At 40.6% G+C, this 19,484-nt stretch carries 25 protein-coding genes; 6 read left to right on the plus strand and 19 right to left on the minus strand.

Annotated elements, in window-relative coordinates:
• Nucleotides 1-5 precede the first annotated feature (5 nt).
• The 5 genes from BMZ99_RS19710 to BMZ99_RS19725 form a co-directional block, all read right to left on the minus strand.
• On the minus strand, nt 6-299 hold the full coding sequence (locus tag BMZ99_RS19710) for a hypothetical protein (protein WP_090941575.1): 294 nt from the start codon (nt 297-299) through the stop codon (nt 6-8).
• Nucleotides 300-385: 86 nt separating this feature from the next.
• The gene (locus BMZ99_RS19715; RefSeq protein ID WP_090941588.1) at nt 386-592 is read right to left on the minus strand and encodes a hypothetical protein; all 207 of its coding nucleotides are present in this window, start codon (nt 590-592) and stop codon (nt 386-388) included.
• A gap of 21 nt (nt 593-613) precedes the next feature.
• Entirely contained in the window at nt 614-1,036 is a 423-nt protein-coding gene (locus BMZ99_RS19720) for a hypothetical protein (protein ID WP_090941594.1), read from the minus strand.
• Nucleotides 1,037-1,082: 46 nt separating this feature from the next.
• On the minus strand, nt 1,083-1,247 hold the full coding sequence (locus BMZ99_RS26495; protein ID WP_175490629.1) for a hypothetical protein: 165 nt from the start codon (nt 1,245-1,247) through the stop codon (nt 1,083-1,085).
• 42 nt (nt 1,248-1,289) lie between these two features.
• A complete protein-coding gene (locus tag BMZ99_RS19725) occupies nt 1,290-1,490 on the minus strand; it encodes a helix-turn-helix transcriptional regulator (RefSeq protein ID WP_090941596.1) in 201 nt (66 codons plus the stop codon).
• Between the two features lie 157 nt (nt 1,491-1,647).
• Between BMZ99_RS19725 and BMZ99_RS26790 the strand changes: the two genes are divergently transcribed.
• From BMZ99_RS26790 to BMZ99_RS19740, 3 genes are all read left to right on the plus strand, one after another.
• Nucleotides 1,648-2,136: a helix-turn-helix transcriptional regulator gene (locus tag BMZ99_RS26790; RefSeq protein ID WP_217645117.1), complete on the plus strand. Its 489-nt coding sequence runs from the start codon at nt 1,648-1,650 to the stop codon at nt 2,134-2,136.
• A 21-nt stretch (nt 2,137-2,157) separates the two neighbouring features.
• On the plus strand, nt 2,158-2,583 hold the full coding sequence (locus tag BMZ99_RS19735) for an ImmA/IrrE family metallo-endopeptidase (RefSeq protein ID WP_090941599.1): 426 nt from the start codon (nt 2,158-2,160) through the stop codon (nt 2,581-2,583).
• Between the two features lie 61 nt (nt 2,584-2,644).
• Nucleotides 2,645-4,138, plus strand: coding sequence for a recombinase family protein (locus BMZ99_RS19740; RefSeq protein ID WP_090941602.1), 1,494 nt, complete (start codon nt 2,645-2,647; stop codon nt 4,136-4,138).
• An 18-nt stretch (nt 4,139-4,156) separates the two neighbouring features.
• On the opposite strand, the gene BMZ99_RS19745 is transcribed toward BMZ99_RS19740, so the two are convergent.
• Together BMZ99_RS19745 and recD2 are read right to left on the minus strand one after the other, a co-directional pair.
• Entirely contained in the window at nt 4,157-4,738 is a 582-nt protein-coding gene (locus tag BMZ99_RS19745; RefSeq protein ID WP_245755065.1) for a ComF family protein, read from the minus strand.
• A complete protein-coding gene (gene recD2, locus BMZ99_RS19750) occupies nt 4,738-6,894 on the minus strand; it encodes an SF1B family DNA helicase RecD2 (protein WP_090941605.1) in 2,157 nt (718 codons plus the stop codon). Before recD2 ends, BMZ99_RS19745 begins: the two co-directional genes overlap by 1 nt.
• 180 nt (nt 6,895-7,074) lie before the next feature.
• Here recD2 and BMZ99_RS19755 point away from each other — a divergent pair, with 180 nt between their 5' ends.
• The gene (locus BMZ99_RS19755; protein WP_090941608.1) at nt 7,075-7,323 is read left to right on the plus strand and encodes a TIGR03905 family TSCPD domain-containing protein; all 249 of its coding nucleotides are present in this window, start codon (nt 7,075-7,077) and stop codon (nt 7,321-7,323) included.
• 131 nt (nt 7,324-7,454) lie between these two features.
• On the opposite strand, the gene BMZ99_RS19760 is transcribed toward BMZ99_RS19755, so the two are convergent.
• From BMZ99_RS19760 to BMZ99_RS26500, 7 genes are all read right to left on the minus strand, one after another.
• Nucleotides 7,455-7,667, minus strand: a complete 213-nt coding sequence (locus BMZ99_RS19760; protein ID WP_090941629.1) for a DUF2922 domain-containing protein — start codon at nt 7,665-7,667, stop codon at nt 7,455-7,457.
• A 40-nt stretch (nt 7,668-7,707) separates the two neighbouring features.
• Nucleotides 7,708-7,932, minus strand: coding sequence for a DUF1659 domain-containing protein (locus BMZ99_RS19765; RefSeq protein ID WP_090941632.1), 225 nt, complete (start codon nt 7,930-7,932; stop codon nt 7,708-7,710).
• Between the two features lie 5 nt (nt 7,933-7,937).
• Nucleotides 7,938-8,519, minus strand: coding sequence for an RNA polymerase sigma factor (locus tag BMZ99_RS19770; protein ID WP_090941635.1), 582 nt, complete (start codon nt 8,517-8,519; stop codon nt 7,938-7,940).
• 262 nt (nt 8,520-8,781) lie between these two features.
• Nucleotides 8,782-10,677: an ABC transporter ATP-binding protein gene (locus BMZ99_RS19775; RefSeq protein ID WP_090941642.1), complete on the minus strand. Its 1,896-nt coding sequence runs from the start codon at nt 10,675-10,677 to the stop codon at nt 8,782-8,784.
• Nucleotides 10,678-10,894: 217 nt separating this feature from the next.
• Nucleotides 10,895-11,731: a family 1 encapsulin nanocompartment shell protein gene (locus tag BMZ99_RS19780; RefSeq protein WP_090941656.1), complete on the minus strand. Its 837-nt coding sequence runs from the start codon at nt 11,729-11,731 to the stop codon at nt 10,895-10,897.
• Nucleotides 11,732-11,754: 23 nt separating this feature from the next.
• Nucleotides 11,755-12,111, minus strand: coding sequence for a demethoxyubiquinone hydroxylase family protein (locus BMZ99_RS19785; RefSeq protein WP_245755066.1), 357 nt, complete (start codon nt 12,109-12,111; stop codon nt 11,755-11,757).
• A gap of 136 nt (nt 12,112-12,247) precedes the next feature.
• Entirely contained in the window at nt 12,248-12,412 is a 165-nt protein-coding gene (locus BMZ99_RS26500) for a hypothetical protein (protein WP_175490630.1), read from the minus strand.
• A 158-nt stretch (nt 12,413-12,570) separates the two neighbouring features.
• Here BMZ99_RS26500 and BMZ99_RS19790 point away from each other — a divergent pair, with 158 nt between their 5' ends.
• Nucleotides 12,571-13,128 carry a hypothetical protein gene (locus BMZ99_RS19790; RefSeq protein WP_090941751.1) on the plus strand — a complete coding sequence of 186 codons (558 nt, stop codon included), beginning with the start codon at nt 12,571-12,573 and terminating at the stop codon, nt 13,126-13,128.
• A gap of 136 nt (nt 13,129-13,264) precedes the next feature.
• Here BMZ99_RS19790 and BMZ99_RS19795 read toward each other — a convergent pair whose 3' ends face one another.
• The 5 genes from BMZ99_RS19795 to BMZ99_RS19815 form a co-directional block, all read right to left on the minus strand.
• Nucleotides 13,265-13,744, minus strand: a complete 480-nt coding sequence (locus tag BMZ99_RS19795) for a hypothetical protein (RefSeq protein ID WP_090941754.1) — start codon at nt 13,742-13,744, stop codon at nt 13,265-13,267.
• A 62-nt stretch (nt 13,745-13,806) separates the two neighbouring features.
• Entirely contained in the window at nt 13,807-14,490 is a 684-nt protein-coding gene (locus BMZ99_RS19800; RefSeq protein ID WP_090941756.1) for a response regulator, read from the minus strand.
• Nucleotides 14,491-14,578: 88 nt separating this feature from the next.
• Nucleotides 14,579-16,054 carry a glucose-6-phosphate isomerase gene (locus BMZ99_RS19805; RefSeq protein ID WP_090941760.1) on the minus strand — a complete coding sequence of 492 codons (1,476 nt, stop codon included), beginning with the start codon at nt 16,052-16,054 and terminating at the stop codon, nt 14,579-14,581.
• 104 nt (nt 16,055-16,158) lie between these two features.
• Entirely contained in the window at nt 16,159-17,079 is a 921-nt protein-coding gene (galU, locus tag BMZ99_RS19810) for a UTP--glucose-1-phosphate uridylyltransferase GalU (RefSeq protein ID WP_090941762.1), read from the minus strand.
• A 235-nt stretch (nt 17,080-17,314) separates the two neighbouring features.
• The gene (locus BMZ99_RS19815; protein ID WP_090941830.1) at nt 17,315-18,697 is read right to left on the minus strand and encodes a phosphohexomutase domain-containing protein; all 1,383 of its coding nucleotides are present in this window, start codon (nt 18,695-18,697) and stop codon (nt 17,315-17,317) included.
• Between the two features lie 274 nt (nt 18,698-18,971).
• Between BMZ99_RS19815 and BMZ99_RS19820 the strand changes: the two genes are divergently transcribed.
• A complete protein-coding gene (locus BMZ99_RS19820) occupies nt 18,972-19,436 on the plus strand; it encodes a hypothetical protein (protein WP_090941765.1) in 465 nt (154 codons plus the stop codon).
• The last annotated feature ends 48 nt before the right edge of the window (nt 19,437-19,484 follow it).

The raw sequence follows: 19,484 nt of genomic DNA on the forward strand, positions 1-19,484 counted from the left end.
AAACTTTATAAGCAATTAGAAGCATCTTTCTTAAATTTAAAGAAAACATTAATACTTCCATCATTCTTGATTAAAAAGATTTCTGAAAGATATTCGGATAATTCTTCAACGCTTAAACGACTAACGTCTTGCAGGAAAAACTTGCAAAAAGCGTTCTTTGTTTTTGTTTCATCTACAGAAAGTTCAAGCTGAAATATTTTATCAGCTGTCGAAAGTTTTCGATCTCCATCTAAACAATGTTCTGAACGCTCCGAAAGTAGCTGTAACTGCTTTTGGAGTATTTCTTTTTGCTCACTCATAATATTTCTCACCTCCTTTGCATAATCTCCGATACATACGCATATACTAGACTGGGAAAGTCTACGCGATTTTCGCTGATAAAAAATTAAATCCACATTTCAACGATAACCGGATCATCATCTACGCTTGGTGCCACCCTGATAAAAAACCCTGCTGGAATTGCTGACCTGACATCTGCTAACGTATCCCTAACGATTACAAATTCCGTAGGTTTATCAGAATACCAAAGCCTTGCAACATATTTACCAAGATAATCACTTGGATTTTTATACACGACTATTATAGGAATCACGTTGTATGCTCCTTTCAGTCCTCATGGTTGGGGGCTATTTTTTATAACACCAGAAAAAACTGAACGACTTACTAAAGATAGACAACGAACTAGTATTGAATGAACCTCATCATGCGTTAACCCTTCATCACCAAGCAATTCCAGCAATATATAAGACAGTTGTAAGTGTTTTTGTGCCTTGGATGCCGATGGTGTCGGTTGTATGGTTTGGTATGGATAATTGCGCACATAGTTATTATTGCGTATCCCTTGTTGGATAGGAGGACGTCCATAATTATCAGATAAAAAAGGCAAGCTATCAGTTGTACAATTAGGTAAACCGCAATTAAACTTTCCACCTGTTTTCCAGCAGTTGCATATAGTTACTAGCTTTGTTTTGCATAGTGAACAAAAATTGCCTTGTGGGACTGCTGCTTTGCAATGAGGGCAAATTACTTTATTCATGTATTTATGCTCCTTTCTTCATTTTGATCAAATTCAAACAGGCATTTTACCTGCCTTCCATAGCCACACTGTTGATCTTATTAATCATGATGTTAGCTAATTTACGATTAAAAATATCTGGATGCTTGTCAGTATCAAAATTGATTATCGTTACATGTGTAGTAAATTTAGGATATTTAGTGGTGATGGTGAATGGGGATTTAATTGCCATAAGTGATCACCTCGCTTTCATTTTTTCCTCCAAAACTCTACTTTAAGTAGAATCTCTAGAGAAAAAAATTTCATCATATGGTATATCTACTATTTTAGATATTTTCTTCGCTTGCGCAATTGTGGCAAGCTCTGGATTTTGTTCAATTTTTCGATATGTCTGGACATGAATTCCTAGAGTTTTAGCCAGGTCATCCTGCTTTAAGTCTTTCATGAGCCTTGCTTTTTTTATACTTAAAGACATTAGATTAAGATCTCCTTTCATCGTTATTATGCTTTCATGTTAATCTACTTTTAGTAGAAAGTCAACGCCCTAAAGTAGATTTTTTTAAAATTTATGTTGATTTTTTTCTACTTTTAGTATACTATCTAACTAAATCATATTAATAAAGGTGGTTACCATGGCTATTGGAGATAATATAAAAAAACTAAGAAAATTTCATGACTTATCTCAAAAAGACTTGGCTTTAATTGCAGGCGTAAGCGATAAGGCCGTGTCTACATGGGAAAGTGGAGCAAAAGAACCACGTATGGGTGTAATTCAGAAAATTGCTGATCACTTTGGATTACAAAAAAGCAATATAATTGAAGATAATGGTTTAGATAATATATATCAGATGCATGATAATGGAAGAGTAAATACAGTTTTTCAGAGTAAACTTGCTAATTCTCTCCCTGCATTAAATCCTAGAGACGAGCGCAGTATAAAGAAAAAATTAGAATCTGTTCTAAATGACCTTATGCCAGAAAACGCTCTAGCCTATTATGACGGTGATGAGCCAATGAGCGATGAGGATAAGGAACTTCTCCGCATCTCCCTTGAAAATACTATGAGATTAGCAAAACAAATGGCAAAACAAAAATTTACTCCTAATAAATTTAAGAAATAGCCTCAAGGGAGGATTTCATAAATGATAAAAGATGTTGTAGAAAATTTAATAAAAAAATATAAAACAAATTGCCCTTTTACATTAGCCAAGAAATTGAACATCATTGTTCTATATGAAGATTTGGGCGGCACTATGGGTTACTTTAGTAAAGACTTTAGATTTAAATTTATTCATATTAACCAATCTCTTGATAAAAGGGAAAGCACTTTTACATGCGCCCATGAACTTGGACATGCTGTTCAACACCATGATGTTAGTACACCATTCTTAAAACGCCACACACTATTTTCAATTGACAAGGTCGAACGTGAAGCTAATACTTTTGCCGTAGAGCTATTACTTCCAGACACATTATTGCAGGAACATGCTGACTGCAGCCTGTTTAATATAGGAAAAACTGTAGGGATACCTGGTAAACTAATAAAACTTAAGAGTCAATTCAAATAAAGCCAGCATCCTATTAATTTTATAGGATGCTGGCTAATCTTATAATATAGGAGTGATTTTTATGATAACCGCAATTTATGTTCGAGTTTCGACAGATCAACAGGCTGAACATGGTTACTCTCTTAAAACTCAACTTGAAGCCTGCCGTGTTAAAGCAAACGAATTTGGCGCAACAGAAATAATCGAATTTATAGACGATGGATATTCTGGTGAATACTTAGATAGACCTGCTATGAATAATCTCCGTTCTGAAGTTAGTGAAAAGAAAATAAATCTAGTAATGGTATATGATCCTGATCGCTTAGCTCGTAATCTTGCTCACCAGCTCATTATTACAGATGAAATAGAAAAATCAGGAGCGCAACTTAAATTTGTTTCTGTGACTTTTGAGAGATCTGCAGAAGGAAAATTATTTTATTCTCTACGTGGAGCTGTGGCAGAATTTGAAAAAGCCAAAATTCTTGAACGTTCATTACGCGGAAAGAAAGGAAAATTAAAGACCGGGAAATTACTACAAGACAGCAATTTGTTTGGTTATGATTGGGACGAGGAAAAATCTAATTATATAATTAATGAAAAAGAGGCTGAAACGGTTAGATTAATTTATAAAATATTACTTGAACAAAAAATCGGATGTTTGCGCATTGCTCATATATTAAATGATCAAGGATTAAGAACATTGAAAGGATTCCCTTGGCATTATACGTCAGTATATAGGATATTAACAAATGAGAAGTACGCTGGTAATCATATAGGTTTAAAATATTGTAATTATTTTTCAGAACTAGGCAAAAAAAAGCGAAAATTACGTGATGAAAACGAATGGGTGCAAGTTTCTGTTCCGGCTATTATAGAAAAATCTATTTGGGATGATGCTCAAAAGCAGCTATCCGAAAATAGAACTAACAGCTCTCGAAAAACTATACGCATATATTTATTACAGAATTTACTTACGTGTGGCAATTGTGGACGCAAAATGTCTATCTTTCATTCTAGTAGCAACTCCCCTACATATTATGGGTGTCGCTCAAAGAGAGGCGTCTCTGGAAATGGGAATTGCGGTGCTCGACTCATTCAAGTTGACCAATTAGAAATTGCTATATGGAGTACCTTGCAAAATATTTGTTCAGATGAAACAAGTCTCAAAAAATATATAAAGCAGCACGACGAAAACGCAACTCAAGATAATAATATTAAAAAAGTATTGGATAACTTGAATAGCCAAGAAAAAAAATTGATTAAACAACGAGACACCGTTATGAGATGGTTTTCTCAGCAATTGCTTAGTGATGAAGATGCTGAGAAAAAGTTACATGAGATAAAAAAGCAACTTGACTCTATAAATAATTCCAGAAAAAAAATTAAACCTACTATTCGAAACAAGCGTACAGTAAGTGAAATTATTTCTATATTTAAAAGCTATGATATTCAAAACATCACAACAATAGAGCAAAAGCAGGTGATAAACGACTTAATAGAAGATATAAAAGCAGAAAGAATTGATCATGTTTTTAGAAGCGATGCAGAAATTTCAATTAATATTACCTTTCTTTAATGCCTATTATATGTTTTATTATTCATCCATCGTAATACCCGTGGTTATAATATCATCTACCAACAATATATGCTTTTCTTTTACCACTTCAGGGCGCGTAATGCTAAACGCGCCCTTTATATTTTCTTTTCGTTTTGCTAGAGTCAGCTCCCATTGAGGAATGGTACGCCTGCCCCGTACTAATAGTTCTGGCATCCACTGAAGTTTTTCTTTCTTTGACCATTCCTTAAAGATAACCTCTGTCTGATTATAACCCCTCTCTCGCAGACGATCCGTATGTAATGGTACAGGGATTACATACTCAATCGTTGAAAATAAGTGCGCTAATTTACTGTTGATTAATAGCCAATTCAGATGAATGCCATATTTCTTTTGTTGACGAAATTTCATATCGTGAATAATCCGCTTTAGACCACCTGTATATTCGCATACCACGCGACAGGAGTCTAAGGATTTTAATCGATGCTCCAGAAGATTAATTTCTCGAACCGCCAAAATAGCGGATAAACAGATAGAGCACCATGCCCCATGCTCCTGCACTAAGGTTTTACAGTAAGGACATTTGGGAGGATAAAGGATATTCAAAAAAGTATTCCACATTACAACTCTTCTCCCCGCAGCCGTTCTGCCAGTAGGGAATAGCGCCTTTTGGTGCGGTCATTAGATAAGGCAGTGTTAAGTGCAGCCTTGCTGCCTAAGAGAACCACTCTTTCTTTCGCTCTTGTTACGGCGGTATACAGCAAATTGCGCTGCAGCATAATGTGATGTCCTGAAATTAGGGGCATAATGACAACGGGATATTCGCTGCCCTGACTTTTGTGGACACTCATGGCGTAAGCAAGATGCAGTTCATCAATTTCTCCGCGTTCATAGATCACATTCTGCTCGGGATAACGAACGGCAACTCTGCCGTTTTGAATGCCTGTAATGAAGCCAATATCTCCGTTATATACCCCTTTGGTATAATTATTTTTCATTTGCATGATCTTATCGCCTTCCCGCAATACCTGATTGGCGCCAGAGATAGAAGCTTTCCCTTCTCTTTCTGGATTTAAGGCTTGTTGGAGCAGCTTATTTAAATTCTCCACACCGCACACCAATCGATGCATAGGCGCCAAGACTTGTACATCATAAGAAACATTAAAACCTTCTTTAGGAAGCTGCTCATGGCACAACTCTACAATGGCATCGGCAACTGCATCACTGTCACTAATTTCAAGAAATTGAAAGTCCTTACTGCTTTTAAAATCAGGCAGCATTCCCCGATTAATCTGATGAGCATTCATAACGATCATACTTTCACCAGCCTGACGAAACACCTCTGTCAAACGCACCACTGGCACAGTCGTTGAACGAATGATATCTTTCAATACCGATCCGGGACCAACCGCAGGCAGTTGGTCTACGTCCCCGACTAAGATGACTCGGCAGCCATCTGGTATCGCCTGAAGAAATGAATTCATCAGGGAAATATCCATCATCGAAACTTCATCAATGATGACCACCTCTGCATCTAATGGCTCATTCTCATTACGCATAAACAAAGGGGCTCCCTCGACTCCCCCCGTAGATTCCAATAGCCGATGAACAGTCATTGCTTCCCGGTCGGTAGCCTCACTTAAGCGTTTTGCCGCCCGCCCGGTAGGTGCGCCTAAGAGCAGCTTAAATCCTTGATTTTCTAGAACATCCAGCATACCTCGCACAACCGTAGTTTTACCCGTACCAGGCCCACCCGTTAAGACTAAAACACCATGCAGTAATGATGATAATACAGCTTCACGCTGGGCAGCTGCCAATGTGATTCCTGATTGTTTTTCCCAGCCGTCCACAATTGCCGGTAAATCATCATCAGGAGCCTGTGTAGCCCTGTCTTTTAAACGCAATAATCGCTCCGCTACCCTTTTTTCTGCATAGTATAAATGGCGGGGATAGATTAGAGTCATCCCATGAAAATCTTCCACACATAAACGACTTTCTTGAATCAAAAAAGATAGATGTCTAGCTACATCTATGGGATCAACCAGCAGCAGCTTGGCAGCTTCCTGTACCAGAGTCTCTTCAGGTACACAGCAATGACCTGCTTGAGAAATTTGCAGCAATGCGAAATCAATTCCTGCAGTGATCCGTTCCTCGTGATTGCGTTCTAATCCCAAAGACATGGCAATTTGATCTGCCGTGCGAAATCCAATGCCTTGTACTTCTTGCGCTAATCGATAGGGGTTTTCTTGCAAAACACTAATTGCCAAAAATCCGTACTGGGTAAAAATCTTACCGGCATAGGCTCCCGTTACTCCATTCATTTCTAAGAATAACATGACTTCATGCATCTCCGATTGCTGAGAGTAAGCCTCGTGAATTGCCTCCGCTTTCTTTTTGCCTATCCCTTCTATTTCTTGTAAGCGCTTAGGCTTTTCTTCGATGATTTTCAATGTATCTAAGCCGAATTGCTTTACTAAACGTGCCGCCATGGCTGGACCAATCCCTTTAATAGCACCAGAGGCCAAAAAACGTTCGATGCCTTTCACACTGGCTGGCGCCACTTTTTTGAAGCTTGCTGCTTTAAATTGACGGCCAAAACGAGCATGCTCCGCCCATTCTCCTGTCAGCTCCAGCTGTTCACCCACTAAAGGCACCAGCATGTTGCCGACCACAGCGACAGTGCCATTCTCATTAGCTGGTTTTAACTTAAATACGACAAAACCATTATCGGTATTATGAAATATTATATTTTCTACGGTACCTTCTAAATGTTCCACAGCGTTACTCCACTTTAAAATAATTATCAATTCTTTTTTTATTCGCAAGTTTCTGCCTAAATCCTGCCAGGAGAGGAAAATAACCAGATATTGTACATTAGCAGGACTAGACAGTCATTGAAATTCGGTGTATCTTAGAGGAATATCCCATCAAGAAAAAAATATAAAGGGGTTTTTACAATGACGACTTATAACACAGCTGGCGTATGTGCCAAAGAAATAGATTTTGAATTGAAAGATGGAATTGTAACCAATGTACGATTTAACGGTGGCTGTCCTGGTAATCTACAGGCGATAAGTATATTGGTAGAAGGGATGCCCGCTGAAGACGTTATCAAAAAATTAAAAGGCATTACTTGCGGGCAGAAGACAACTTCCTGTACGGATCAATTGGTTCATGCAATATTGAAACAGCTCGAAAAGCAGTAAGACGGAAAGCGCAAATTGCAATAACCCCCAGTACATCGATTAGATCGATCTACTGGGGGTTATTGCATTGCACCTTATAAATTAGCTGCTATTTATTGCTGCTAACTCAATACATGCCACCTCTTCATTAGTTACGCCAATACTGCGGTATCCTTGCTATTAATGCGTGCTTCTACGATTTGAGATAAATCTCCGGTTTTACTTTCAAAGACTTTTTTAGCAATAATATCCTCCATGACCGTTTTTACTTCTGCCAGAGTCAGGTTTTCTTTCGGATCTGCAATGCTTAGTGTGACTTCTTTGCCGCCATCACTGCGAAAAACCATATCCAATGTTTTTGCCATTGCCACTCACCTCCTTACTAGCAGATTTTTTTAAGATCACTTAAGCATTGACTAAATTGCCGTCGTCTTGTCTGCTAATACCGATTACTGCATGGGTCTGCAAATTGGCAATTGCCTGCGCTACTGCGTATACATCTGTATCCGCAGCACTGACTTTCACGTTTTTATAGCTTCTTTGACGCTGCACCGGCTGCCCCTTAGCATTTACACCATTTTCAATCGTAATTACCATTTTACTGGCTTGCGGTACTTTATTCACTGCCATTTGTCTCACCCCCTTTCACTGCTATACATTCCAGCGCATAGGATCTTTAAACGTGCAAATCCTCGCTGCCGCAGGTTGTATACTGCTTGTGTCGTGATTCCCATGGCTGCTGCTACGTTTGTCAATTTTTCTTGTCCAATTACCGTTCTTAAAATTACTTGCCGTTGTTTTTCAGGCAGTGTATCAATGAAACTCCTAAGCTCATGAGACAGCAAACGTTCTTCTACTTCTCCAGGCACATCCGCATTGTCCGGTAAGTAGTCAAAAAAATCAACCTCTTCTCCTTCCTGACCACCTTCCAGCTGCTCTTCCTGCCAAATGCGACGTTCTTTTTTAAACAAATTCCAAATTGCAAATTTAACCTTACTCTTCACATAGCCTGCAAAATGTACACCGCTATTTCCATCATATGACTTCACAGCTTGAACCACAGCTAACCAGGCTTGGGCTTCTGCTTCTTCTGTTATCGTTCGCAAATGGGCCTGATGTGCATACTTCTTAACCAACCCGGTAAAGCAAGTGCAAATTTCCTGAAAAGCTTCTTTGTCACCCCTTTGAGCATTTCTAACCAACTGATGTAATTCCATTTTTCTCACCTTATGGCGAGAAACCGGTTTCTCTGATATTAGCGCTGAGTTCAATCTATCACTTTAATTGCAAACAAACAAAAGCCGACCTGCATGTCACTTGACATACAAGTCGGCCTTAAAATAATTAGGAAAAATGCTTTGCAGTCTTATGAACCGCAGAGACGCAGAGAACACAGAGAAAAAAATAGAGAGGGTTAGAAAAATCCTCTCTGCGCACTCTGTGCCTCTGCGGTTCAAATGTTTTGTCTTTTTCTCTATTCTATTCCTCTGTCATCTCTACCCAAGCATCATATTTTTCTGCTAGCGCCGTTTGAGCTTTACTGTATTCATCTGCCAATTGCTGACTGGCATTTTGATCTTCGTGACTGGCAGGATCGTTGAGACGGTGCTCTAAGGTTTTAATCTCTAATTCCAGCATGGCAATTTCACCTTCCAGCTTCTGCTGGTTCTTTAAACTCTTCGCTTGATCTGTCTGACGCTGACGCGGCCGCCCACTCTTTTTGACAATCGATTCCTGCTTGGCAACTACTACTTGAGCTGTAGCTGCTTCTTTCTGCTGGATTAACTTCTTCTCCCGATAGTAGCTATAGTTTCCGGCATACTCCTCTAATTTCCCATCCGCCAATTCCACCATACAATTTGCTACTTTATCCAGAAAATATCGATCATGAGAAACGGTTAGAAAGGTACCTGGAAAGCTTAAAATTGCTTCTTCTACCGCTTCTTTTGCAGGTATATCCAAATGATTGGTTGGTTCATCCAGAATCAAAAAGTTAGCTCCTGTTAGCATGAGCTTAAGCATCGCCAGCCTTGATTTCTCACCACCGCTCAATTCACCCACAATCTTGAAAACATCATCTCCTCGGAACAAAAAGGCTCCCAGATAGTGTCTTGCTCTTTCTTCGCTAAAACCATATTCCTGCATGATTTCATCGACAATTCGATTTTTGCCGTTCAATCCTTCATGTTCCTGTGAGAAATAACCAATCTTCACTCTACTGCCAAGTTTCACTCTACCGCCAACAGGCGTTAACTCACCTGTCAGTAGTTTCAATAATGTAGTCTTCCCTGCTCCATTGGGGCCTACTAAGGCTACGCCATCCCCCTTACGAATTAAGAGGGATACTTTTTCAAAAATCTTGCGCTCCCCATAGGCAGCCGAGGCCTCTTCCAGCTCAGCTACCCGTTCTGCACACTCACTAGGAGGATTAAATCCGAAAAAATCAAAACGAGCAATATTAGCCGGCTGAACAATCCGCTCTAAACGCTGCAGCTGTTTTTCCCGTCCCCGTGCTTGCTTAGACTTAATCCCCGCCTTGTACATTCGAATGTACGCTTCGGTTTTGGCAATGTGATCCTGCTGCTTCTCATAAGCGTTTTCCAAAGCTGCCATATTTTCAGCTTTTTGCTGCATATAGGAGGTATAGTTGCCTTTATAAGCAGTCAAAGCTTTATTTTCCAGTTCAATGATCCGATTGACCACCTTATCCAAGAAATAACGATCATGCGAAATGATTAGTACGCCGCCAGGGTACCCAATCAGAAATTCTTCCAGCCACTCTACCATCCCAATGTCCAAATGATTGGTAGGTTCATCTAAAAATAAAAAATCAGGCTGACGAATTAAGGCTCTCGCCAAGCAAATCCTGGTTTTTTGCCCGCCCGAAAAGGTTTCAATTTTCCGTGAAAAATCCTCTGTAGTAAAGCCTAGACCAAAAGCAACACGTCGAATATTATTCTCATATTCGTAGCCCCCGCCCCGCTCAAATTTGTCCACCACTTTTGCATATTCTTTCATTAGTCCATCTAGAAGGCTTTCCTCTTTTTCGACTGCAATCGCCTGTTCTAATTCATGCATTTTATCCTGACAAACCAATATGTCGGTGTATGCAGAGCATAATTCCTCATAAAGCGTTCCCTGATGCAAGGTAGAATCCTGCTGGACATAACCAATGTTCTCACCGATCGGTACTGCCACACGCCCTCCGTCAACAGCTTCCAGCCCCAGCAAACAGCGCATGAGCGTCGTCTTACCTGTGCCATTGGCACCAATTAGCCCAATGGTATCTCCGCGATCTAATTCAAATGACACATTGGTAAATAGGGTCTCAATACCAAAAGATTTATGTAAATTTTCTACTCGTAATATTCCCATCGCTCCACCTCAACCAAACCTCGCAAGGCTGTACTTCTTATAACATTATACCCGGCAAAAGAATAGCCCGCAAGGGAAGAAAGAAACCAAGAGCAGGGATTGCTTCGCTATGCTCGCAATGACAGACAAATGGAGAAAAAGCTTCATAAAAAAAGAGACACAGAGGGTACACCCCTCTGTGTCCTTTGTGCATCTACAGTGATAAACTGCTGCTTCCCTACTCAATTGTACAAATTGCATCGGGACGGCGTACTAATAGAGCCGCTGTCTCTAATACTCTAAAGGTATGATTCATATTGGCAGCTCCCATATAAGAAGTAGTCATATCCTGACCAACTGCCAAGTTCACATTGTGACCACCAGTGGCTAATACGACTGCCTTGTTGCCGCTAATGGTGTTGGAATAATATACTCCACCAGTAATTAAGGCTTTCACCTGATCCAATTCCAACATTCCAGTATTACCATACACCCGTACCATGCGGCCAAAGAGAAGAGGGCTCACTACCATGGCATAAGGACCATAATGTCCAGCTTCGCTCAAAGCACTAACGGCTTTTACTGCATCAGCCAAAGCACTGCCTGGCTCATCCCAATTGCTGATTTTTACAGTCTTGCGTCCTTGTACATTCAGCAATCCAACTTGGCCGAGTTCTTTGTTGCCATTGAAAATTAGATTATCTTCCTGAACGGCTACATAGTTCGCAGCTACCGCAGCAGTACTGACATCAAGAGGCAATCCCATATGACGATCGGCTTCTACATCCCGCCACATAATTCTAAAATCTTTGTAAAGCATTGGTACACTCGTCGTCGCACGAGAACTAGGCGCTACAATAAAATCTTCCTGTTCTCCAACCATATCTATACCTGTAGACGAAGTTCCGCTAAAAATCGAATATGGAATCGTATATACTCCAGGACCCATAGGTCCTAACACTTCAATTACTCTTCTGCCTACCAACATACGACGAGCTGTATTCACAACTGCCTCATCAACCTTTGCCCATTCCGTTTCTGTCAAAGGTGCTGAATCCCGATCTAAAATATCCATACTATCTCTCCTCCCTTTTTAATTTACTTTTTACCAAATAGATTACCAACAGTTGCAACTTTCTCATCCGCATCGTTTGAAGCTCCACTTACTACGCGATCTTCTTGCGCCATCGTGTGGTCTTCAGCGAATTTCTCTCGCTGAATGACATCAATTCGAGCTAAGAGATGCGTGATCTCTGCGACATGTTCTTTTTCATCATCCCGAATATGCTCCAGCAATTCTCTAACTTCTTCATTATCAATCCTATCAATGTGAGCCTGATACTGATTAATTGCTTCCAATTCTCCGATTAAATCTTCACGCAGCCAAATAATTACCTGCTCTAAGCCAGCATCTTTTACATCTTCACCTTTGGTTTCAGTTTTGCTATAAGCCATAATTCATCAACTCCTTATCCAAAATTAACACTAGACCCCACGCTGCAAATACAAAAGCGGCATTGCAAGCAAAGGCTCCGTTTGATTATCCTTTCGACATGCCCCATGATTTTCCTTGTATTCTTTTTTGCTTTTCTTAATATTCTTCATAACTACTTTCAATTATGCGGCATTTTACCTCATCGCACACCATATCACAAAAAGGGCAGCGTACAATGTTTTCATCATGAGAGCCAAACACCCCTCCGCATCGGGTGCATTTATAACTGCTTTCGCCATGATCAACCCGCTCATTTAGCAATTGGATTTCCCCCTTATTTCCTTGGTATTATTAAAGTATGTGAAATAATAGGACCGTCTATACAAAAAAACATTGCTCCAAAGCTCTTGTTATTTTACCCAAATTTTGTTATTATAAAAATAAAAATCGAACATATGTTCGATAATAAGGAGCTATCAATGTTAAAAAAATTACCTATTTTTAATCATATTGCTGCTATTCTTCCTCACTATACTACGGAAGGTGACACTACGACGATTATCACAACAGACGGCAAACAGACTTCCACACCGACTTCCATTCGTACCGTTTTGCGGCGCTTAGCCCATAGCCGCGCTATGGATCTCACAGCTTTAAGACAGCATACGAACCTTGCTACTGGTCAAAGAATTCTGCAGCCACTGCCCATTGCTCCTGGGCTTGTCCTATGCCCTATGAAAACAAGGATACCGAAAATAGCTGGCGATACAAGTACAGGATATATTAATTATCATGCCGTAATGGGTGTGGCTGAAAATAATTGTAATACCTATCAAGCAGTTATAACACTAACCGGGGAAACAGACATTCCTATTTATTGGACTACAGCTACGGTAAAAAAACATTTGCAATCCGCCAAACTAGCAATGTCTTGTACCGCCCAGTCATCGGATTCTCATCCCAATCTCATGCCCATTGCCCAAAAACTAGTGGAGATTATTTATGATATTTTGGTGTTAAAACATGGAAAAGAATGAAAAGGACGTTTAAACGCGAAGAGCTTTTTAACCGCAGAGAACACAGAGGGCACTGAGGGGGATATGTAATATACTAAATAAAATTTCTTTTCTGTGTTCTCTGCGGTTAAACCATCGTCTACAGTGAATCCCATCTTCACCTGGCTGCTCTTTTGAGCATGACGTCTTGATAATCCTGGCGCAATAGACCGCATACTGCAACCATAAAGTCATCAATGCTCATGCGATGCGCCAAATCCATAACATGAACAATACTGCCGCGGCACAGGGCGATAGCATCACTTACAGGCCGTATCTCTTCTGAAAACATAACTACTTTCATAATGGGAATATCTCCAACCAATCGTTCTAAAATCATTGCAGTAAAATCGTCGGAACTTACATCCACCACAACAATATCACAATCCACCTCTGCCCTTTCAATCTCATGAGCCAAATAACGCAGCAAATCTTCTACTCTGTAATCTAAATTTCTTACCACAATTAAGAAACTACAGCTTGGTACAGATACTAAACGAGGCTCCAGCCACCATTTCCAAAGGTCACGAATACAATACCACATTCCGTACATAGCCAGAGACAATAAAATCACACTCGCTGTATAGGAAAAAAACAAAAGATCCTACCCCCTTTATCATGGGATAGGATATGATATGCAAATTACACGGAAAGGTGCATTTACTCTAATATTACAAGTTTATGCTTGATCGCATACAATACAGCTTGAGTACGGTCATTTACACTAATTTTTCGGAATATATTGGTCAGATGATTCTTAACTGTTTTTTCACTTAAGAACAGGCTTTTGGCAAGCTCCTGATTGCTCAGTCCCCGGCATACCCCCTGCAATACCTCATATTCCCTATATGTCAAGCCTTCTTCCCTACGATTGATCGTCCGGACTACTTCACAGACCTTCGCTTTTTCCTTATTCTGATTAGTACGACTAAACTCATTGAAGATTCGCTTTGCCAAGGTTGGATAAATATAGGATTCGCCAGCATATACCGTACGAATGGCCGTCACTAGCATACCTGGGTCAATATCCTTTAACAAATACCCAACAGCGCCAGCTTTTATTACTTCCATTACATAACTTTCATCATCATGCATGGTTAAAACAATCACTTTAACCGCTTTCTCTTGCTCATTAATTTTTTTTATAACTTCCAAACCGTTCATACGGGGCATATTTATATCCAGCAGAAGAACGTCGGGAGTTAAAGCAATGGCTTTGTCTACCGCTTCTGCCCCATCACAGGCTTCACCAATTACTTGAAAATCATCTTCTAGTTTCAGCACATTTATGATGCCTTGCCGCAATAGGGCGTGATCATCCGCAATCACTATCTTAATCGCCATAGCAGCCACCTACCTTTCAGTAATAAAATTCTCCAAAAACAGTAAAAATCCTGTTACAAGTAACAGGATTTTTTTGGGAATATCTTCTTTATTTTTTTAAGGCCTTTAGTCTAGGTCCCATTAGACGCTTATATGCTTCTACCCCCGGTTGATCAAAGGCATCGACATTTGCCAATTCTCCTTCATAAGCAACAGATAATGCCAGCATATATAATAACTCACCTAAATGATACGCATTCAAAGTAGGCAATATCAACGTTGCGTTAAAGCGTTCATCGTTGATCAAAGCCTCTGCATTAGCCTCTCGTGCTACATCCAATGCCTGGCTCAAATAAATAGAAGATATCTCAGAAAGCTTAGTGACAGTTGGGAAAACATCAGGAATAATGGCATCCTGTTCCCACTGAACCACCTTTACAAACTGAACCACTTTATCTTTTTTGCCATCTTGATGCTGCTGTGTCTGAGCGTGCATGTCCGTTGTCCCAACGGCTACTATGGGAGTACGACCATAAAACACTTCTGCGCCTTCACGATCCGTTCGTTTGCCTAAAGACTCAGCTAACAGCTGTACATACCATTCTGCCACTGATTTTAAGTAATCAGCGTAAGGCATGAATACTTCAATGTCACGACCATATTTTTCTGCGGCAATGAATTTCAAGGCTGCATTTAATTTCGCTGGATTCTTATAAATATCCGAAGTCTGACATGCCTGATCCATAGCTTTCGCGCCAGCCAAGAAGCTGTCAATATCCATACCAATGCAAGCAGCTGTCACTAAACCGACTTCTGAGAAAATACTAAATCTGCCACCCACGCCATCTGGAACGCTAAAAGTAGGCCAGCCTTGCTCCATGGCTAAATTCCCCAATAAAGTAGCCTTTTCACCTCTCGCAGGGTCTGTTACTGCCACGACTTCAATGTTCAGCAATGGAGCTTGCTGCTTCAAAGCATCATACATCACCATGAAAGTCGACATCGTATCTAAAGTGCCGCCCGATTTTGAAATCACCACTAAAACGACTTTATATGTATTAGGCTGCCCGTGAACAGCTTTCAGCCGTGCATCTGCAAGCAGATGCTCAACCATGTCAGCCGTTCGTCTGGCATCAATGTTATTGCCATTAAAGTACAGCTTCGGAAACCCATTGCGTTCTTTAACACTTTTTGCATTCCAAAACTCACCGCAATGAATATCAAACAAGACCTTGTTCCCTAAGTAAGAACCTCCGATGCCAAACGTCACTACGGCATCCACATTGTTTTGCAGCGAACTGCCAAATTCCTTCAATCTTGTAATGGATGCTGGAGAGTTTAAGTTCCCTTCCTTGACATAAGGCAATTGGGAAAATAATACTCTTTCCGGCGTACCATCCTTGGACAAATGTCCTCGAACTTCTCCTGTCGCCCGCATGGTCTCAATAGCCTTTTGGGCAGCAGCCAGTTTTTCTGCCAGCTCCTCTACATCACCAGCTGTGACTTTACCAGCTCCATACAAATTACCATAGTCAAAGGAAAAACCCGAGGCTAATGTTAAACAATTGTCTTGCTTACTATTCATTAGACAACAACCTCCCTATATTTTTACACATATCTCTGGCAACACGATCCGCCATTGCCTTTCTTAAAGAAAGATGGCACGTAGTGTCGGAGTGTGCTTAACCACTATTTACTACACTCTTCCTTTCCATTCTTGCCTACCACCAGAGGACCAACCGTCCTGATCAAATATCGTAAAAAATCATCCCGCAAGTCAGGACGCTTTAAGGCAAATTCAATAGTCGCTTCTAAATATCCCTGCTTATCGCCCACATCATAACGTCGGCCTTCAAAATTATAGGCATACACCGAATGCTGCTCCATAGCCAAGGTACGTATTGCATCCGTCAGCTGTATCTCCCCGCCTTTCCCTGGCAGCGTATCCTCCAAGATCGCAAAAATCTCAGGCTGAAGAATATAGCGTCCCATCACGGCCATACGAGAAGGAGCTTCTGATATAGCTGGTTTTTCCACAAGATCTACAGCCTGCCACACATTCTGCTTCATCTTCACAGGTTTTACAATCCCATAGTTGCAAACCTTATCCTTGGGAACCTCCTGCGTTCCTAGAATCGTACCATAACAGTCATCAAAGACACTCATCATTTGCTTTAAGCAAGGTACACCAGCATCAATAATATCATCACCTAACAGAACAGCAAAGGGTTCATTCCCCACAAACTGTTTGGCACACAACACGGCATGTCCCAATCCCTTTGCTTCCTTCTGCCTTACATAATGAATTGTAACATCAGCAATTTCCTCTACCAGATTTAATAAATCGTACTTGCCCTGCTCTTTAAGCAGCATCTCCAGCTCTACTGACCGATCGAAATGATCCTCAATGGAACGCTTATTTCGCCCTGTAATAATAAGAATTTCTTCAATGCCTGACTGAACTGCTTCTTCAATGATATATTGAATTGCCGGCTTATCCACAATCGGCAGCATCTCTTTAGGCTGCGCCTTCGTCGCAGGTAAGAATCTTGTCCCCATCCCTGCCGCAGGAATCACCGCCTTGCGAACTTTTCCCAGTCCTTTTTTCATCTTAGCACCATCCTTAGCTGTGATTATTATTTTTGTGCTCTTTTGTCATTGCAAACAGAGCAAATAGAACGATTTTACCGCAGAGACGCAGAGGACGCTGAGGGGGATTTTTAATCCTATCTATCTTTTCTCTGTGTTCTCTGCGCCTCTGTGGTTCGGTTATCTTTTTTCCACGCATTTTTCTATGCCCTTTTTAAGGGGCTTTTCTTGATAATGACATTACGCCATTCCCTCGTTACCCCAACTTTTCAATGGCGGCTAATAACTCACCCGTTTTTTTCTCCATCAAAGAAGTATCGCCTCGGCTCTCCACATTCAGACGAATTAATGGCTCTGTATTGGACATTCGCAGATTAAACCGCCAGTCATCATACTCTACACTCAATCCGTCTGTATAATCAACAACAGCCCCTGAGGCTACAAACTGCTTTTCTATTTCTGCCACCACCATCTGGGCATCCTTGACGCGTCGATTGATTTCTCCGCTTACAGGAAACTTCTTCATTCGTGCTCCAACCAATTGAGACAACGATGTACCTGAAACACTCATATTCTCCGCTACCAAAAGCCAGGGGATCATACCGCTATCACAATAGGCAAAATCTCTAAAATAATGATGGGCTGACATCTCTCCGCCATAAATCGCATCTTCCTGCCGCATGCGTTCTTTAATAAAGGCATGACCGGTTTTACACAAGATAGGTATACCGCCAGCTTCCTGTACCAATTCAATCGTATTCCATGTTAAACGCGGATCATGAATAATTTTTGCCCCGCTATGACGCCGCAAAAAGGCTTCTGCTAAACATCCAACAATATAATACCCTTCAATAAATTGGCCTTGCTCATCAAATAAGAAGCAGCGGTCGAAATCGCCATCCCAAGCAATCCCAAAATCAGCACCGCTTTCTCGGACTACCATGGCTGTTGCCTCTCGATTCTCAACTAGCAAAGGATTGGGAATTCCATGTGGAAACGTCCCATCCGGCGTATGATATACTTTAATAAACTCAAAAGGCAATACCTTTTCCAATGCATCAAGAGTCGGTCCTGCGCAGCCATTGCCTGCATTGACGACAATTTTCAACGGTTTTAATAGCGCTACATCTACATAAGTAAGCAAATGCTGTACATACTCTTTCATGATATCATACTGCTCTACTGTCCCTTTGACAATACCAGCAATCTTATCCTGTGAAAAATCCCCAGTAACTACCTGATCCTCTAACTCTCGCAGCCCTGTATCACCGCTAATCGGCCTTGATTCTTTGCGTACCAACTTGAGTCCATTATAGTCCATCGGATTATGGCTGGCTGTTACCATGATCCCCCCATCGACTCCTAGATGGGATGTGGCAAAATATATCATTTCGGTACCGCATAAACCAATGTCAATTACATGGCAGCCCCGATCCGTGAAGCCCCTTATTAATGCTTTCGTCAAGCTCTCGCTGGACAGCCGTACATCTCGCCCCACTACCACTGTCTTTGCCTGAAACAACTCTACAAAAGCCCATCCGATACGATAGGTTACTTCCTCATTCAATTCATCAGGTACCCTGCCCCGAATATCATAGGCCTTAAAGGCATCTCTTTTAACAACAATATCTTGTGTCATTAAAAAGCCCTCCTTCTCTATATTCAACCCTTCATTATATTCCCAAGGAAAGTAATATATGCTAATAACTTCGACAACTTGTAAATCTAATCCTGCTGCTAACCAGTGAAGAGCCAGAAACAAAAAATAGTGTGACACCTTCACTCTCATATACATCTTTCATTGGATATTTTCGCACTTTTATGTTACACTGTGCTTAAGAATAGACACCCCAATACCCCTTATGAAAACGATCACCTACGGATTGTAAATTACTAAGAAAGGAGCTCAACAAATGCCTAGTGAAGAATTATTACGAGAAATCCTTACCGAAATTAAGTCCGTAAAAATTGATGTTTCTACATTAAAAGACGATGTCTCTGCACTAAAAAGCGATGTCTCTACACTAAAAAGCGATGTCTCTACACTAAAAAGCGATGTCTCTACACTAAAAAGCGATGTCTCTACATTAAAAATCGATGTCTCTACACTAAAAAGCGATGTCTCTACATTAAAAATCGATGTCTCTACATTAAAAAGCGATGTTTCAGACATCAAAGCCACTATGGTAACCAAAGATGAATTTACGCATGCCATTCGTGAACAGCAGCAAGATGTTATGAAAATCTTGGAATTAACGGATAAAAAAATGGATCGTGTAGAATCTGAAATCAAAAACATTCGTCGCGATATCCGAACGATTGAAGCCGTAACCGTTAAGAATTGGAATGAGATTCTAGATTTAAAAGAAGCGAAGTAACGTCACCCTTTACCTAGCTCTTCTGAGAATAATTTCAATAAAATCGAA

Origin of the sequence: Pelosinus propionicus DSM 13327 (assembly GCF_900114615.1) — a bacterium.
GTDB lineage: Bacteria > Bacillota > Negativicutes > DSM-13327 > DSM-13327 > Pelosinus > Pelosinus propionicus.

Excerpts from the sequence above, each read along its gene's own strand:
- BMZ99_RS19725 (WP_090941596.1), bottom strand. The coding sequence starts at position 1,490 with ATGTCTTTAAGTATAAAAAAAGCAAGGCTCATGAAAGACTTAAAGCAG.
- BMZ99_RS19755 (WP_090941608.1), top strand. The coding sequence starts at position 7,075 with ATGACGACTTATAACACAGCTGGCGTATGTGCCAAAGAAATAGATTTT.
- BMZ99_RS19765 (WP_090941632.1), bottom strand. The coding sequence starts at position 7,932 with ATGGCAGTGAATAAAGTACCGCAAGCCAGTAAAATGGTAATTACGATT.
- BMZ99_RS19785 (WP_245755066.1), bottom strand. The coding sequence starts at position 12,111 with ATGGCTTATAGCAAAACTGAAACCAAAGGTGAAGATGTAAAAGATGCT.
- BMZ99_RS19815 (WP_090941830.1), bottom strand. The coding sequence starts at position 18,697 with ATGACACAAGATATTGTTGTTAAAAGAGATGCCTTTAAGGCCTATGAT.
- BMZ99_RS19820 (WP_090941765.1), top strand. The coding sequence starts at position 18,972 with ATGCCTAGTGAAGAATTATTACGAGAAATCCTTACCGAAATTAAGTCC.
- BMZ99_RS19740 (WP_090941602.1), top strand. The coding sequence starts at position 2,645 with ATGATAACCGCAATTTATGTTCGAGTTTCGACAGATCAACAGGCTGAA.
- BMZ99_RS19770 (WP_090941635.1), bottom strand. The coding sequence starts at position 8,519 with ATGGAATTACATCAGTTGGTTAGAAATGCTCAAAGGGGTGACAAAGAA.
- BMZ99_RS19775 (WP_090941642.1), bottom strand. The coding sequence starts at position 10,677 with ATGGGAATATTACGAGTAGAAAATTTACATAAATCTTTTGGTATTGAG.
- BMZ99_RS19800 (WP_090941756.1), bottom strand. The coding sequence starts at position 14,490 with ATGGCGATTAAGATAGTGATTGCGGATGATCACGCCCTATTGCGGCAA.
- BMZ99_RS26790 (WP_217645117.1), top strand. The coding sequence starts at position 1,648 with ATGGCTATTGGAGATAATATAAAAAAACTAAGAAAATTTCATGACTTA.
- BMZ99_RS19745 (WP_245755065.1), bottom strand. The coding sequence starts at position 4,738 with ATGTGGAATACTTTTTTGAATATCCTTTATCCTCCCAAATGTCCTTAC.
- BMZ99_RS19760 (WP_090941629.1), bottom strand. The coding sequence starts at position 7,667 with ATGGCAAAAACATTGGATATGGTTTTTCGCAGTGATGGCGGCAAAGAA.
- BMZ99_RS19720 (WP_090941594.1), bottom strand. The coding sequence starts at position 1,036 with ATGAATAAAGTAATTTGCCCTCATTGCAAAGCAGCAGTCCCACAAGGC.
- BMZ99_RS19710 (WP_090941575.1), bottom strand. The coding sequence starts at position 299 with ATGAGTGAGCAAAAAGAAATACTCCAAAAGCAGTTACAGCTACTTTCG.
- BMZ99_RS19780 (WP_090941656.1), bottom strand. The coding sequence starts at position 11,731 with ATGGATATTTTAGATCGGGATTCAGCACCTTTGACAGAAACGGAATGG.
- galU (WP_090941762.1), bottom strand. The coding sequence starts at position 17,079 with ATGAAAAAAGGACTGGGAAAAGTTCGCAAGGCGGTGATTCCTGCGGCA.
- BMZ99_RS19735 (WP_090941599.1), top strand. The coding sequence starts at position 2,158 with ATGATAAAAGATGTTGTAGAAAATTTAATAAAAAAATATAAAACAAAT.
- BMZ99_RS19790 (WP_090941751.1), top strand. The coding sequence starts at position 12,571 with ATGTTAAAAAAATTACCTATTTTTAATCATATTGCTGCTATTCTTCCT.
- BMZ99_RS26495 (WP_175490629.1), bottom strand. The coding sequence starts at position 1,247 with ATGGCAATTAAATCCCCATTCACCATCACCACTAAATATCCTAAATTT.
- BMZ99_RS19805 (WP_090941760.1), bottom strand. The coding sequence starts at position 16,054 with ATGAATAGTAAGCAAGACAATTGTTTAACATTAGCCTCGGGTTTTTCC.